The 16,045-nt window shown below is 32.6% G+C and carries 11 protein-coding genes and 1 pseudogene; 8 read left to right on the plus strand and 4 right to left on the minus strand.

Annotated elements, in window-relative coordinates:
• Positions 1-150 precede the first annotated feature (150 nt).
• Positions 151-1,581, plus strand: a complete 1,431-nt coding sequence (locus tag FS802_RS17985) for an IS4 family transposase (protein WP_144525298.1) — start codon at positions 151-153, stop codon at positions 1,579-1,581.
• A gap of 433 nt (positions 1,582-2,014) precedes the next feature.
• Positions 2,015-2,848: a MerR family transcriptional regulator gene (locus FS802_RS17990; protein WP_098654218.1), complete on the plus strand. Its 834-nt coding sequence runs from the start codon at positions 2,015-2,017 to the stop codon at positions 2,846-2,848.
• Between the two features lie 305 nt (positions 2,849-3,153).
• Here FS802_RS17990 and FS802_RS17995 read toward each other — a convergent pair whose 3' ends face one another.
• The gene (locus tag FS802_RS17995; RefSeq protein WP_098654217.1) at positions 3,154-4,647 is read right to left on the minus strand and encodes a peptide MFS transporter; all 1,494 of its coding nucleotides are present in this window, start codon (positions 4,645-4,647) and stop codon (positions 3,154-3,156) included.
• Between the two features lie 226 nt (positions 4,648-4,873).
• On the opposite strand from FS802_RS17995, the gene FS802_RS18000 reads away from it, so the two are divergent.
• Entirely contained in the window at positions 4,874-5,860 is a 987-nt protein-coding gene (locus FS802_RS18000) for a DUF4046 domain-containing protein (RefSeq protein WP_098708014.1), read from the plus strand.
• A 201-nt stretch (positions 5,861-6,061) separates the two neighbouring features.
• Here the strand turns inward: FS802_RS18000 and pdxR are convergent, their stop codons facing one another.
• Entirely contained in the window at positions 6,062-7,453 is a 1,392-nt protein-coding gene (gene pdxR / locus FS802_RS18005) for a MocR-like pyridoxine biosynthesis transcription factor PdxR (protein WP_144525300.1), read from the minus strand.
• 109 nt (positions 7,454-7,562) lie between these two features.
• Here pdxR and FS802_RS18010 point away from each other — a divergent pair, with 109 nt between their 5' ends.
• From FS802_RS18010 to FS802_RS18035, 5 genes are all read left to right on the plus strand, one after another.
• On the plus strand, positions 7,563-8,468 hold the full coding sequence (locus FS802_RS18010; RefSeq protein ID WP_098823195.1) for a DMT family transporter: 906 nt from the start codon (positions 7,563-7,565) through the stop codon (positions 8,466-8,468).
• 862 nt (positions 8,469-9,330) lie between these two features.
• Positions 9,331-10,095 (plus strand): SDR family oxidoreductase, encoded by a 765-nt coding sequence (locus FS802_RS18020; RefSeq protein WP_144525302.1) that lies wholly within the window; start codon positions 9,331-9,333, stop codon positions 10,093-10,095.
• Positions 10,096-10,412: 317 nt separating this feature from the next.
• Entirely contained in the window at positions 10,413-10,841 is a 429-nt protein-coding gene (locus tag FS802_RS18025; RefSeq protein WP_186367223.1) for a DUF4879 domain-containing protein, read from the plus strand.
• A 494-nt stretch (positions 10,842-11,335) separates the two neighbouring features.
• The gene (locus tag FS802_RS18030; RefSeq protein ID WP_144525306.1) at positions 11,336-13,297 is read left to right on the plus strand and encodes a DUF3472 domain-containing protein; all 1,962 of its coding nucleotides are present in this window, start codon (positions 11,336-11,338) and stop codon (positions 13,295-13,297) included.
• A 282-nt stretch (positions 13,298-13,579) separates the two neighbouring features.
• Positions 13,580-14,230: an RpiB/LacA/LacB family sugar-phosphate isomerase gene (locus FS802_RS18035; RefSeq protein WP_098708011.1), complete on the plus strand. Its 651-nt coding sequence runs from the start codon at positions 13,580-13,582 to the stop codon at positions 14,228-14,230.
• A 231-nt stretch (positions 14,231-14,461) separates the two neighbouring features.
• Here FS802_RS18035 and FS802_RS18040 read toward each other — a convergent pair.
• A pseudogene (locus tag FS802_RS18040) lies at positions 14,462-14,646 on the minus strand (IS256 family transposase); the annotation flags it as partial.
• A 142-nt stretch (positions 14,647-14,788) separates the two neighbouring features.
• Positions 14,789-15,742 carry a class A beta-lactamase BlaIII gene (blaIII, locus tag FS802_RS18045; protein ID WP_098654210.1) on the minus strand — a complete coding sequence of 318 codons (954 nt, stop codon included), beginning with the start codon at positions 15,740-15,742 and terminating at the stop codon, positions 14,789-14,791.
• Positions 15,743-16,045 lie beyond the last annotated feature (303 nt).

A 16,045-nucleotide genomic window follows, 5' to 3' on the forward strand; every position in this document is an offset into this window, starting at 1 on the left:
TAAAGGTATATTTTGGTATTTTATCTGATGTAGATTGTCCGCTATTTTGGGTCACGTTACATCGATATCAAGCTAAGATTTTACACTATCCATACAGCAAAAATGAAGTTATCCTTTCTGTAGAATTATAAGAAAGGATGGCGTTTTTTTATGAATCTTTCGATTCTTGATGAACTTCAACTGATTGCTGAAGAATTACAACGACATATGTCTTCTCATGTTCTAGAACACTTAGCCAAAGAAAAAGGATTCGTTCAGCGAAAGAGTAAATATCAAGCACAGGAGTTAGTTGCTTTATGTGTATGGCTTAGTCAACAGGTTGCAAGTACATCCCTCACGCAATTATGTAGCTGTCTTGAAGTATCTACAGGTGTTCTTATAAGTCCTGAAGGACTTAACCAACGATTTAATGCTTCCGCAGTAAAGTTTCTTGAACAAGTTCTAGCTAACCTTCTAACCCAAAGAATCCATTCAACACAAGAAATAATTCATCAATATACCACGATTTTTAAGCATATTCGGATTCTAGATTCTACAACATTTCAGCTTCCAGATCAGTTTTCTTCACATTATCAAGGTTCAGGTGGAAGTAGCCATACTGCAGGAGTTAAAATTCAATTGGAGTATGACCTATTGAGTGGAAAGTTTCTGCACGTTTATGTAGGAGAAGGAAGAGAAAATGATAAAACTTTTAGTTCAACAAGCCTACAATCCATGCAACCAAAGGACTTGTGCATAAGAGATTTAGGTTATTTCGACTTACATGATTTACAGAAGATCCATGATAAAGGAGCTTACTATATCTCACGTTTGAAATTAAATTCTCGAATCTATTGTAAGAATGATAATCCAGATTATTTTCGAAATGGGACCGTGAAGAAAGGAACAATATATATTCAGTTAGATATGGAAGAACTCATGAATCAATTGACCCCTGGTCAAACAATAGAGATTTCAGAAGCATACATTGGGCAGTATCAAAAACTACCAGCTCGTGTTATTATTCATCGATTAACAAAAGAACAAACAGAGAAAAGATTGAAGGAACAAGCCAAAAAAGAAAAGAAGAAAGGTATTACCTACAAAGAACGAAGTAAAAGGTTGAGTGGAATCAACGTGTATATAACGAATCTTTCTGCAGAAAATGTTCCAACGGAACATATCCACGACCTGTATTCATTACGCTGGCAAATTGAAATCTTGTTCAAAACATGGAAATCTTTCTTTCAAATTGACAAGTGCAAAGAAATCAAGAAAGAGCGCTTAGAATGCCATTTATATGGACAACTTATTAGTATTTTACTTTGTTCATCAACGATGTTCAAAATGCGTCAGTTACTCTTGGATAAGAAAAAGAAAGAGCTAAGTGAAGACAAATCCATCTATATGATAAAAAATTATTATCTATTGTTTTATGAAGGATTACAGCAGGGCATCCATGAATTATCAAAAGTTTTACTGCGTTTGTTTTATCTTTTAGAGAAAAACGGGAGAAAATCTCACCGGTACAAGAAGAAAACAGTCTTTGATATTTTAGGCATCGTATATGACTTTACTATGTCTTACAATCCTGTAGCATAATCAAAAAAATTGAAACCCAATAGGGCTTATTTAGTATGCAAATCTTTAAAGAACTTGCAATGGATCTTTAGAAAAAAGAAAAAATCTCACATGAAATTAAACTTATATAAGCTTAGCTTGATGGTGATGGGGTCCCACCAACATAACGCGAATTTCGTACGCTAAGGATTTTCTAAGTTGAAAAACTTGAGTTTACAGCGAGTTAGGAGGGTTCCATAAACGATATTTAATGTTTGTTACGGTACTTTGTTTTTGGTAATGAGTTTTGGAAATGGTTTTTGGAAGTATTTCTGTTAGTCTCGTAATAATTCAATAAGGTTCCTTAAACGACCATTTTTGGTGTGAAAAGAATTTCTTTTTATTTATTGACTATGAAGTAACCACATAGTTTATAGTATAAATATTATTCCTTAATAGGAGGCAATATAATTAGATGGATAGCTATAAGTTAACTAAAAGTGATGTAATTAAGATTTTTAATACAACGAAAGAAACACTTCGATTCTATGAAGAAAAAGGATTAGTTCAGCCAAAGGTAGGTAAAAATAAGTATAGGTTTTATGGAAATGAAGAACTACAGAGAATTAGCCAAATCTTCTTTTGTAAAGATATAGGTTTTTCAATTGAAGAAATTGATTTAGTAATAAATAAGAGAAAAATAATAAACAATATAAATATCCTACAGAACAAAAAAGATGAAATTGAAACTGAAATTTATCGATATATGGAAATGCAAAAGAAAATTACTAGGCTCCTCGATCTCCTACAAAATAGAAGTAAAAACTTCAATGAAATTCAGAGTGTCTATTTTGAGGAAAGAAAATATTATCACATCAAAGGAGAAGATTTTAATAGTGTAAAATCCTTTTTTGATAAATTCCGTTCTATTTTTAAGCAAGGTGAATTTTTTCAAGAACAATTTATAACAATGTGTCCTATTAAGAATCTATTCAATGATGATCTGGGACTATCAGTTTATTATCCTGTTTTGAATGATACAGAGATAGAGCATGTTGATATTCTTAGTATACCTGCAGGTAATTATCTTTGTGTTGATTACGTATGTACAGAAGAGCATATCGATGAAGTACGACATCAAATATATACAAATATTACAGACTATATAGAGAGAAATGGTTTACAGTTTAGATCATGTAATGTAATTGAATCAGATTTACATGAATTGAATCTGTTTTATTCAGAAGGACAGATAATTATGAATATGCAGATTCCTGTTGAAGAAAAATCAAAACACCAAAAGAAGTAAGCATTTATATATTCAACACTATTTACAAGGAAGGCGTAAAAATCGGCTCAGTAAAAAATGTTCGCATTTTACAAACTATAATCGACGATTAAATACAAAAATACATTGCTAGTAGAATATAAAGCATGAAAAGCACACATTTCGATAGGACGGAGCACTGAAAAGTGGAATTAATTTTACATTATGCGGGGGTTAATTTAAACGATAAATATTTTGGAATGTTACATATAGAAAAATCTAAATAGTCATTCAAAAAAACTGTGCATAAAAACCCGCATTATAACAAGTTTTTAGCACAGTTTTTTTTATTTTATGCCTTTCATTAAAACTTGAATCTTTGGGGCCATAAAATATAAAATTACACTTAAAATGATTGAAAGGCCACCAATTGCACCGAAATAAATAATTTCTGTTTCAGGATTATATAATCGAACTATTTGAGCATTTATAGCTTGTGCAGCTGCACTAGTTAAGAACCACAGACTCATTGTTTGAGCAGAGAAGGCAGCTGGTGCTAATTTGGTTGTAATTGATAGACCTACAGGTGATAAACAAAGTTCCCCGATTACTACTAATAGGAAGCTAATCGCTAACCACATAGGGCTTACAAGGGATTCTGTATCATGGATATATGCAGGGATAATCATAACTAAGAAGGATAAACCAGCAAATAGTAAACCAATAGCAAATTTATTAGCCGTACTTGGTTGACGTGAATTAAGCTTTATCCATAACCAAGCAAATACTGGTGCTAACAAAACAATATAAATTGGGTTTAATGATTGAAACCATGAAGATTGAAGTTCAATCCCGGCCAATTTTAATTGAGTACGCTGATCAGCATAAGAAGCTAAAATGATAGCTCCTTGTTCTTGAATGGCCCAAAACATTGTAGCAGCTATAAATAATGGTATGTAAGCAATTAAACGAGACTTTTCAATTTTTGTAGTTTTCGGGCTACGATACATAAAAATAAAGTAACCAGTTGGAATGAGAATACCTAAGATACTTACTAATAAAGTGAATCTATTAATAGTTAAAATACCTGTTGGTATCGTTAAAATACAAAATAGTACTATAGCTATTGTACCAATACTAAACTGTATAATAACTTTTTTTCTTTCGATGTCTGTTAAAGGATTTGGTACTTGTGTTCCTGCTAAACCAAGATTTTTCTTTTTTGTAAGAACGAAAATAATTAAGCCTAATAGCATACCAATTGCAGCAACACCAAAACCTAGGTGGAAGTTATACTTTTGACCAAGTGTCCCTATAATAAAAGGAGATAAAAGAGCTCCTAAATTAATACCCATATAAAAAATACTGAAACCTGAGTCACGTCGAGTATCTGTTTCACTATATAAATCACCAACAATGCTAGATACATTAGGTTTTAATAAACCTGTACCAAGTACTAAAAACACCATAGATATGAATAAAGTACTTATAGTCCCTGGTAGTGCTAAAATCAGGTGACCTATCATAATTAAAACTCCACCCCAAAAAATCGTTCTACTTGAACCTAATAGACGATCTGCAATCCAGCCACCAATAATGCCAGACATGTAAACGAGAGATCCATAGATGGCCATAATTGACGCTGCGGTCGCATGATCCATCCCTAAACCACCTTGTGAGATTGAATAATACATATAGTAAAGTAATATTGCTCTCATCCCATAGTAAGAGAATCGCTCCCAAAACTCTGTAAAGAATAGGGTAAACAGCCCCTTAGGGTGTCCGAAAAAACCGCTTTGCGGAACAGTACGAATAATATCACTTTTACTAAGCTTCTCCATACGAATGCACTCCTTATATTTAAATATAACAATACTAAATTAGTATAAACTAATAATTAGAAAATTAAAATAAAAATTTACTTATTTAATTATTAGAATTTTTATAAAAAACAAATTTTGTGTTGATTTTAATTTGGGTTTTAATTATATTATTTAATATAGATATATTGATTAAAAATAATGATAGTGTATAAATATTAATACAAAATGTAGGGGGATTTATATATTGTTAATGAAAGAAGTTGCTATAGAAGATATTTATCAGGAAATATTAGATGGAAAAAGAAATAAATTCCCTGCAAATACATGGAAAGAAGATAAAGATAATAAAATGGCGCGGAGGGTAATAACATATTTACTTAACAGTATTTTAAAATGGAATAAGGAAGACATAAGAATAAAATGGAACACAAAATTACTTGTAAAGTATAGGCTACGAGGGTTACTCAAACATAGGTATGAAAATAGCCCTTTTAAAGCTATTAATGATTTGTATCCAAATCAGTTCAAAGAATGGGAATTTGGTATGACTCCTTTAAATTTTTGGACTAAAGAAAAAGCATTAACAATTTTGAAATGGATTATTGAGGAAAAAGAGGGCCTTTCACAAGAAAAGATCTTAGGATTATACGGGAAAAAATGGTTAAAACAAAATAAGCTTAGTGCACCTCTGGCTATGTATTGGAATAGTAGCCCGTATGCAATGATTAATGATCTGTATCCAAGGCGTTTTAAAGAATGGGAATTTGGTATGACTCCTAATAACTTCTGGACTAAAGAAAAAGCATTAGAAGCCTTGAAATGGACCATTGAAGAAAAAGAGAGATTAACTCCTAAACAATTGCTTGATATATACAATATAAAGTGGTTAAAAACCCATGGATTAGCATCAGTATGTCAAATGTTTTGGGGGAATAGTCCGTTCAGAATGATTAATGATTTGTATAGAGACCGTTTTAAAGAATGGGAATTTAAAGTTACTCCTGTTGGATATTGGTCTAAACGTAAAGCATTAGAGGCGTTAAGGTGGACTATTGAAGAAAAAGAAAAATTGGATGAAAAACAGCTATTAAAAGTATTTAATCAAAAATGGCTAATAAAACAAAAATTATGGACACCGTTAAAACGCTATTGGAAAGGAAGTCCATATGAAATGCTTATTGCTCTATATCCTAATCGTTTCTCAAAAAATATGTTAAAAGGATATATTTAAAAGTAATGTTTAAATTCATAATAATTGAGAAAGTTTATGATATAACATTCGGTTATTAATTTGGAGGAAGACACCTTAAAGGTGTCTTTTTTATATATAAAAAAGTAAAATATCACTTTGTGTAAAAATTTCAAAATACTAGAGGGATTTCTATTCGTAATTAAATAAAATCATTCATTAATTGTTCTATCTCTTTTCCTATTAGAACCAAATTTTTGCTAATTGAGATACTCCTTTTATTATCTCTTCCTCAGATAAATTACCAAATCCAAGTTGAATATGCGGATATTCTGGTGAATATTCTGAGAAATATTTTGAACAAGGATATACTATAATGCCGTGATTATGTGCTCTTTCAATTAGCATTTTTTCACTCATTTTTGTTTTCACTTCAATAATAACGAAAATGCCGGAGCTACCACCTTTAATCTTGACATATTCCTTAAAGTGCTTTGATAATTCCTTATTTAATAGATTCATTTTACGTTTATACAAAGCTTTCATCTTTCTTAAGTGCGAGTACCAATATCCTTCATCCATAAAAGTTGCCAATGTTTGCTGATGAATAGATGAGGATGTTTGTTCAAGTAAAGGGAGTATCTTTTTATATTCATTAATTAGCCGCTTAGGCAAAACCATATAACTGACACGGACAGAGGGGAGGAGTGCCTTTGAAAAAGTTCCTAAATAAACCACCCTATCATTAGAATCCAAACTTTGAAGAGACGGTATAGGTTGATGGATATATCGAAATTCACTATCATAATCATCCTCGATAATATAGCCTTCCATCTTTTTGGCCCATTCAATTAACTTTAGTCTTTCATTGACAGGGATAGTCACCCCATACGGAAAGTGATGAGTAGGAGTCACATATAAAAGTCTAGAAGGCGATTTTAAAAGTAGATCGACTTGGATACCTCGTTCTTTTACAGGAATTGGATCAATAATAAATGATTGAAGAAAAAAAAGTTCCCTTGCCATGTTATATCCAGGGTCTTCTACGGCCAGATAATTATAGTCTTGCTTTAACATCAGTGACAAAAGTAATAACAAATGTTGTGTGCTACTACCAATAATAATTTGTTCTGTAGAAGTATTAACTCCTCTTGATTGAAATAAGTAATCTGCTAGTGCTTTCCTTAATTTAATGTCGCCTTGCTTTTCTCCGTATGAAAACATGCTAGAGTCTTTAATAATTTTGTTAGTAATCATTCTCCATTTTTTCAAAGGGAAGTTTTCTTGATCCACTGTCCCAATCTTAAAATCAATAGTTTTCATGGCAGCATGCTTTGTTTCATGATGCGGTTCTCTGATAGGTTGAAAATTTAGTGTTTCATCCGATATAATAGCCTCTACAAAAAATCCTTTTTTGTTCTCACTTTGAATATATCCTTCTGATTGTAATTGTTCATAGGCAACCTGAGTTGTGTTTCTGCTGACCTCTAATTGGATAGCAAGTTGTCTAATTGATGGCAACTTTTTACCTTTTTCTAATTTTCCAGATAAAATCTGAGTTCGTATATATTGATAAACTTGTTGATACATAGGATTTTCACTTTTTCGATTTATATTAAATATTAGTTCCTTCATTATTGGAACACCTCATCTGTCATTTATATTTATTGTAAACTGTCCCTTTTAGGAATGACAGTATAAATAAATAATGAATTCATACAAAATTTAATCTAGGAGAAAGTTTATGACAATATTTATGTACATATTTTGTTTGATTGTATGGGGAATCAACTTTATTGCGGTAAAAATTCAAGGAACTCCTGTCAGCCTAGAACTATCCTTAACTTATCGTTTGGTTATGACAGCTTTTTTATTTTTGATTCTTATTTGGTTCCTTCGCCCAAGAGGGATGCCAACAAAAAAAGATATTCCATTTATAATGATTTTTGGTGTATGTAACTTTGCATTAAGCTATTTATGCCTTTATTACGCTACAATTTTAAGTTCTGCGGCAATTGTAACGTTAATTTTTTCATTAAAGGTGATTTTGACCCCAATCGCTCTTCGAATTTTTTTAAAAGAAAAGTTACATTCACGCGTTTTGGTTGGAGGAATTTTAGGTGTATTAGGAGTATGCATTCTCATCTATCCGAATTTAAATAATTTTCAAGGTTTTAATGATATAAAAGGAATTATGGTCGCAATCTTAGGTACGCTTCTTACAGCAATAGGTGATGCGAGCTCGGCACGAAATGCAAAACACAAGGTGAATCCTATCTTTGCAAATACAATTGGATTTACAGTAGGTAGTATATTGATGGGGGGAATTGTATTATTTCAAGGGGAAAAATTTACGTTTCCCACATCGTTTTCATATGTATGTATGTTGCTATATTTAACTCTGTTTGCTTCTTTTTTAGCATGGTTATTCTATTTGAAGCTTGTAGAAAAAATCGGAGGAGCTCGAAGTGGGTATATGGTGGCGCTATTCCCTGTAATTGGAGGAATAGCTTCCGTTTTAATCGGTGAGTCAGATCCATCCCCGTATTTGTTTGTTGGTTGTTTTTCTAGCTGTATTGGAGCTGCTATTGCATTAGGGTTTAGAACTCAAAAGCAAGATTCTAAATTAACTATAAAAAGGGTTAATTAAGAAAGGAATAAGTGTAATGGATTTGAAAATAGAGTCCATATATTTTTTGTTATTTATATATGAATTGTGAAGATTCTTTTGCAAAAAAGACGTCATAAGGCACTCAAAAACTGTGTAGATAAGGATTTGTTTTTTCTGATTTAAAGAAAGTATGTATCAGCACCCTTGGGAATGTATCTTAATATTCGTTCAAATTAATGTGTATTATTTCATGCTCTTTTTTAAACTTCTATTTTGATAAAAGATTTAACATTGAAGTGGATACAAAATTGTAGAGATAAAATTCAGAAAGTGTACAAGAAGAATATGTTAGTTTATCGAAAAAAGCCCTACAGGGGACGTAGGGCAAGTCTAAGGGTATTGAAGAATTGTCGATTCTAAAAGTAAAGGACTTCTTGGAATAAAGTTTAACACATAATTCGTTAAAACCTTATATGATAATGTTACAGAAGTGTGAATTACTGATTCTAAAGCACCGGCATTAAAAGCTAGAAAAGAATTAAGAGAAGCAGTGAAATAATTATATATAGTAAAAAAGGATTTGATATTCATATCAGATCCTTTTTTCATTATTGGTTTAGTATAATTGCTCATCGTGGCTTCTTAACAAGGGTTTAGAAACTAGATATTTTTCAGGTACTACAATCTAAAACTAATACTTTTCTTTGTTTGTGGTATTCACTTTTCCTAGCTTAACGGACATGGGTGCACTATACCATAAAAAGAAAATTAGATGTTTAGTATTTAATAAAATTAGTATCAATACAATCTTGGTCCTTTAAGGAAACCAAATTAGTGAGCAACAATTCAAAGAGTATCCTGTGATATAACTAAGTAGAATTTTAAACAAGGGGATGATGAGATGAATAAATTGAAGGGGAAAGTTGCATTAGTAACAGGGGCTAGTAGGGGAATAGGACGAAGTATTGCCTTACATTTGGCACAGGCTGGTGCGTTAGTTGTAGTTCACTATAGTAAAAGAAAAGAAGAAGCAGAAAGTATAGTGGATAAAATTAAACAAGATGGCGGTGCCGCATTTGCAATCAGTGCAGATTTAAGTACTTTTAACGGCATTAATAACTTGTATTTAATGATGGATCAATCTCTTCAAAAACATATAGGTAATACTACATTTGATATTCTTGTAAACAATGCTGGAATTGGGCAGATTTTAACGTTAGAGGAATCTACAGAGGAGTCTTTTGATGAGGTTATGAATATTAATGTGAAGGCTCCATTTTTCATTATTCAAAAGGCTTTGCCACGTTTAAAAGATGGAGGAAGGATTATCAATATTTCATCATTTGTTACACGAGTAGCCACCCCAAGTGTTTTTGCCTACAGTATATCTAAGGGGGCAATTAATACACTCACTCATACTTTAGCACAACAACTTGGTGCTCGTGGTATTACAGTAAATGCAATTCTCCCGGGTATAATTAATACAAAAATGAACGCTGAGACATTGAGGAATAAAGATGGCCAAAAATATGCTGCAGGTTTATCGACTTTTAATAGGTGGGGAGAACCTAATGATATAGCTGATATTGTAGGTTTTCTTTCTTCATCAGACAGCCGTTGGATAACTGGTGAGTTAATCGATGCAAGTGGTGGATCTTGCTTATAATGCTAGAAGAAAAGCCGGCTTAAATAGAGTTGGATTTGCAACTTTATTTTTTATTTGCTAAATAACCGAACTACGCACCATTTATTAGCTCTTACAAAAGCCACCTTGAAACGAGTCCAAGTGTTGAAAGTCCATAAAGGTAGAGAACCAATTATGCTGTAGTAGGATTAATGATAAGTGCAAATAGTAAAAATGCAATGAATATGCACAATTTCATATATAAATAGGTACTTTTTGTTAACTCTTTCACAGGGAAGAAAGTATATGAAATTAGTATGATAGAATCAATTTGTATTAAATATAAAGGGGATGATTGTATGCTAAAAAGGATGATCCTAGGGGTTTCGTCATTAGTAGTGGGGGCAACAGTTGGCATAGCGACAGATGTATCTGCGGCACCTGCACCACCATTAACATCATTAAATGTAGTAAAAGTTGAATCTCAATTAGGCGGAGTTGAATTTATCGGTGCAAACAATTTTAGTACAGTTAAAGATCATGGAGGAAGCTATTTATACATTTATACAAATGAAATGGGATATGGTAGAAATCCGATTGCTCAAATGAGTGGTCAAAAACTAAAAAAAGTAGATTCTAAGATGATTGATATTAATGGTGATAGAACAGTTGATGGATGGGAATATAAATGGGATGCTTCGGGACAACAAAATGGACAATTCAAATATCAAAACACATCTACAAATGCACCTTGGAATACATTATCTACTTCATTAAATATTAAATAAGCTAACAGAAGAATTTAATGTTAATTTTTGGGCGGTTGCAATATTTAATGTTTAGGTAATTAAAGGAGTCTACGTTTTTTGTGGGCTCTTTTAATCTATTGAAAAGACACGTGCAAATTGATAAGCTATTTTATCTAATTATCACGATGTATGTTTACATAATGTTATTTCCGTAAACAAATTTATAGTTAATAGCGCGAGTAATTAAGGAAATAAATCTATTGAAAAATCATGAAATATCAAAGGAGTCTTTCAGCATAAAAATCTAAAACTATATATTTATGAATTTTTATAATATTTTTAGCCAACATTTAGTCACAAATCATACGATTTTCTTACTAAATACTATAATTTAATTAGTAATAGTAGTGAAAAAAACATTAAACATAACTAGGTAATATAGCTAATGTTATTTTTTTACATAATTTGTTTAATAGTATGTACATCGTTATTATTCAATGTAACTAAAATAAATTAAAAGGAGATAGGAAGTTATGTTTAAAGAAAAAACAAATAGAAGACTAAAAAAGATTGTTATAATTACTGCGGCTTGCACCATGATGTCAATGTATGGAGCACCAATTTCTAGTACAGAGGCAGCAATCCGATCTCATGCTCCATCGGTTTATGTAACACCACAAAATACTGCTGCTTCAGATATCATTAGCATAGACTGGTCACCAGTCCAAACAGCACCTTATACGTATTGGGCTGTGCATAACTGGAATCAGGGGGGAGAGGGTGGTGGTTATGCTGGCTTCCAACAACAAAGTGGCTTTGATCAAACCGGTAAACGTACTCTTCATTTTGCGCTTTGGGATCCAATAGCATCAAACCAAGCAATAAAAGCTGAATATTTATCGCCGACTTCAGAAGCCGGTAGATTTGGTGGAGAAGGAACAGGTCTGAAGGTACAAACAACTTATAATTGGAAAGATAGTGAATGGTATCGAATGACTCTACGTTCTTGGCAAGAAGATGGCCATACAAAGTTTGGCCAATGGATAAAAGATAATAAATTAAATCAATGGAAGTTAGTTGCTATTATGGATCATCCAGTTGCGAATGTTGCATTTAATTATGGTCTATCGATGTTCCAAGAGGACTGGGCTGGTAATGGAAACGATGTAAGAGAAGCACGCCTAAAAAATGGATACAGTAGAAAAGTTTCAGATAAACAATGGAATTCTTGGAATAATCAGCGTATCAGTGGGCAACATGATACATCTTATCAATACGATGGAGGAGCAAATTCAGAATATATATGGGTTAAGGCAGGAGGAAATACTCAATCAACAATTGGTACTGGAAAAACTTTTAATATAAATCAGCCTAGTCAACCAGAAATGGGAAATTTAGATTTTGATATTCAAAATATTCGCTTTGAAGCTGAAAAATTAAATGTGTCTTGGAAATTGAAAGAACAAAGTACCCCACAGTTTAAAGGGAAAATTGAAATCTATGACAATGAAAAGTTAATGGGACAACCTTTGAAAGTAATTGATAATATTAAGTCCTACCAAACTGAGGTAAGTCAAACTATGCAATTGCCTCAAACGGCTTTTGCTAAAATTACATTAACAGACATATTTGATCGAACTGTAGAGAAAAAAGTAGGAATTACAAATGGAAATTCTGATATTTTAGTAGGGAATCAATTTGCATGGTCCCTAAAAGGATATAGTGATCGAGGAATTGCAAAAGTAGATTATAATAAAGCGGCAGAAGAGCTGAAAATCAAATTAGAAGCTGGTGTACCGCATTCTTACTTCAATAGCACATATGCAAGTATTAAGGTCCAAAACTCATCTGGTAGCGTATTATACAATAAGGAAATCGTGGGGAATAGACAACAAAATACCGAAAGCCAAACTGTGTCTGTAAAAGTGGGGGATTACATTGAATTAACTCATATAGAAGGAGACGCAGTAAAGGAAAAGACACGCGCAACATTAACAAATCTTGAAAATAACAAAAATGAGACTATTGGAAAGACAGCAAGATATCAGGTTACAATAGAGGGATTAAAAAAAGTTGAAAAAATGCCAGAGACAACGATTCTAGATGGAAAACAATTTGCATGGTCATTAAAAGGATATAGTGATCGAGAAATTGCTAAAGTAGATTATAATAAAACAGCAGAAGAGCTGAAAATCAAATTAGAAGCTGGCGTACCGCATGTTTACTTTAATAGTACATATGCAAGTATTAAGGTCCAAAGCTCATCCGGTAGTGTTATGTTCAATAAGGAAATCATGGGAAATAGACAACAAAATGCTGAAACCCAAACAGTACCTATAAAAGTGGGAGATTATATAGAATTTACTCATTTAGAAGGGGAAGCAGCAAAGGAAAAAACGCGAGCGACTTTAACTAACCTTGAGAATGGAAAACAGGAATATATAGGTAAGAAAAGAACATATCAGGTTACATCCACAGGATTAATAAGAAAATAGATGTATAAAAAAGTTGGGGGAATCCCCAACTTTTTCTTTAGAAATGGAAGAATAACCGTTTTTGTAACATTAAATGGTCAATACCTCTCAAAATACATAAAAAAACGTCAAAATATTGTGATGGAAAAATGAAAAAGAATAACCGGGATTGTAAAGAAATCTGTGTAAGTTTTTGAAACGAACACATAGAATAGCAAATTTTAAGGTAAGATTGGTTTTATCTTTTTTATCTACTTTTGACTTTCGGTATGTGTGATAATTAAATCGAAAGGTCGTGGAAGAATGAAGATAGCTGTGATACAAGCAAGTACCCAAACTAGCAAAAATGAACTGATTTTTGAAGAAACAAAAAGGGCAGTGGCGAAGCATGGATATGAAGTGTTTAATTTTGGTGTTACAATTGAAGATTCGGAGTTAAGCTATATACAAGTGTCCTTAGCTGTTGGTCTACTTCTAAATTCAGGCGCAGTTGATTTTGTCGTCACTGGATGTAGTAGCGGTGTTGGTATGTCGATTGCCTGTAATACACTTCCGAATGTCATTAGTGGTTATCTGCCAACTCCAACAGATGCGTTTCTGTTTGGTAGGATAAATAACGGAAACTGTGCATCACTGCCACTTGGATTGAATTTCGGTTGGGCGGGCGAACTAAATCTTCGCTTCACGCTTGAGAAACTTTTTGAAGAACCGTTCAATACTGGGTATCCTCAAGAATCCGCCGAACGAAAGAAACGTGATGCAGAACTTTTTAAAACAATCAAGAGTGTTTCACATCATGGCATCGTTCAGATTCTGAGTCAGTTAGATGTAGCAGTTATTAATCCTGTTCTTCAAAAACAAGATTTAGTGAAATTCCTCTTGAGGAATGGCACCAACACAGATATATCAAATTATCTTATCGAACAAACGACGGATTTAAATCACGGTAGGTAGATTCTGTATTTTTCAATAAGTTTGGCAAATTTAACGTTAACCATAAGTTGATTCAACAAGATTGACCAATTGGGGGATATGATCGCCATTCCATTTGTTAGGGGGTTCTTTTACAATCTTTCCCCAACAAAAAAGCACATAGCCTTTAGGCATGGGATGAAAGTGAGATTGGATACGGAGTGCTACTAAATGACCGCAAAGTTTGTGGCACTTTAGGTATCCAAAGTGTGGGTATCCATTACGACAATTTTCGTGTTCTTTCCGTTTTTTGAGTTTAAATCGTAACCAAGATGGTGATTCATTTTGCCCTGAACCATGGCCTCAAACAAAGGTCCACCGATGTCTTTCAAAGCCTCTTGAATATCTTCAACAGTTTCCGATTGGTAAGCTTCAAAAATTGATTGAGCTAACTTCACGGATTTTGAATCTCTTTTCTATCTAACTATAAGTGTAACCACTCCTTCTTAATAATTTTAGAAAAAGAAAAACCGTGAAGTAACCCTCTATCTAGCATGGTAGGTTACTTACACGGTTTATATTACACGCTCCAATAATCTATTATTTTTTATTCGTAGCTTTTAAAGTATCTAACACGACTTTGGTTGTGTCTGCAATGAGTTTATCATCGTATTCTGCATCTTCTTTATCATGATTAGAAAGGATGGCAAGTACAATTGGTTTTTTATTTGGTGGCCAAATAATTGCAATATCGTTCCTTGTCCCATAAGATCCTGCACCTGTTTTATCAGCTACTTCCCATCCTTTTGGTACGCCCGCACGAATTAATTTATCTCCAGTTGTATTTCTCTTCATCCAATCTACTAATAGTTCACGTTTCTCAGTTGGAAGTGCATTTCCTAATGTAAATGATTGAAGTGTCTTAGCTATCGCTTCTGGTGTACTAGTATCATGTGTTTCTCCTGGATTTACTTCATTTAATTCAGGTTCAAATCTCTCGGAATTAGTAACAGTATCACCAATTTCCCTCAATATTTTTTCAAATGCGGATGGACCACCTAATTTTTTAAGAATTAAGTTATGTGCCGTACTGTCACTATATCGAACAGAAGCATCTGCAAGTTCTTTTAACGTCATTCCTGTATCCACATGCTTTTCAGTAATTGGATTATAATTAGAAAGGTCTTCTCGCGTATACGTAATCCTTTCATCAAGAGCTTCTATTGAATTCTGACGTAAAAGAGCTCCCGCTGCTAATGATTTAGATGTAGAGGCAAATGCAAAACGATCATTTGCATGGTAAGCAACAGTTTGATTCGTACCTGTGTCCAGTGCATAAATACCAAGCTTGGCATCATATTCTTTTTCAAGTTTAACAAAAGAATCATTACCAGTATTTTCTTGTTTAATTTGATTTGTTTGTTTCGTTTGTTTAGGTGATTCAGATGAAGTATTACTATTGGAACAGCCTATTAGTGTTACGCATGAAAGTAATACGACAGGTACAATTTTTTTGTAATGTGTAATGGTAAAGAACTTGTTTAAAACGAACATAAATTTTCAACCTCTTTCAAGAATATATGGATTTTGTTTTGGTATTTTAAATACCGATGTGAATTAAAGTGTGTATAGGATAACAATACTTTTGAAGTTGAATTTTAACAGGTTAAGCAGAATTAAAACGTTTAGATGAATGAACAGACGTTGTTTGGATTGTTTCTTTTTTTAATTACACTTGTAATAGTCCACCTGTGAAAGTATTAAACTCGTAACATTTTAATGCTGTATTTCAATACACACTTTTTTACATCACTTTACTTTTGGTAATAATAAGTCCTTTCATATTTTTAGGAATAC

This window comes from Bacillus sp. DE0042 (genome assembly GCF_007680225.1).
Classification (GTDB): Bacteria; Bacillota; Bacilli; order Bacillales; family Bacillaceae_G; genus Bacillus_A; species Bacillus_A wiedmannii.

What these genes read in the sequence shown, in the direction of transcription:
- FS802_RS18030 (WP_144525306.1), top strand. Translation starts at nt 11,336, where the DNA reads ATGTTTAAAGAAAAAACAAATAGAAGACTAAAAAAGATTGTTATAATT.
- FS802_RS18025 (WP_186367223.1), top strand. Translation starts at nt 10,413, where the DNA reads ATGCTAAAAAGGATGATCCTAGGGGTTTCGTCATTAGTAGTGGGGGCA.
- pdxR (WP_144525300.1), bottom strand. Translation starts at nt 7,453, where the DNA reads ATGAAGGAACTAATATTTAATATAAATCGAAAAAGTGAAAATCCTATG.
- blaIII (WP_098654210.1), bottom strand. Translation starts at nt 15,742, where the DNA reads ATGTTCGTTTTAAACAAGTTCTTTACCATTACACATTACAAAAAAATT.
- FS802_RS18035 (WP_098708011.1), top strand. Translation starts at nt 13,580, where the DNA reads ATGAAGATAGCTGTGATACAAGCAAGTACCCAAACTAGCAAAAATGAA.
- FS802_RS17995 (WP_098654217.1), bottom strand. Translation starts at nt 4,647, where the DNA reads ATGGAGAAGCTTAGTAAAAGTGATATTATTCGTACTGTTCCGCAAAGC.
- FS802_RS18010 (WP_098823195.1), top strand. Translation starts at nt 7,563, where the DNA reads ATGACAATATTTATGTACATATTTTGTTTGATTGTATGGGGAATCAAC.
- FS802_RS17985 (WP_144525298.1), top strand. Translation starts at nt 151, where the DNA reads ATGAATCTTTCGATTCTTGATGAACTTCAACTGATTGCTGAAGAATTA.
- FS802_RS18020 (WP_144525302.1), top strand. Translation starts at nt 9,331, where the DNA reads ATGAATAAATTGAAGGGGAAAGTTGCATTAGTAACAGGGGCTAGTAGG.
- FS802_RS17990 (WP_098654218.1), top strand. Translation starts at nt 2,015, where the DNA reads ATGGATAGCTATAAGTTAACTAAAAGTGATGTAATTAAGATTTTTAAT.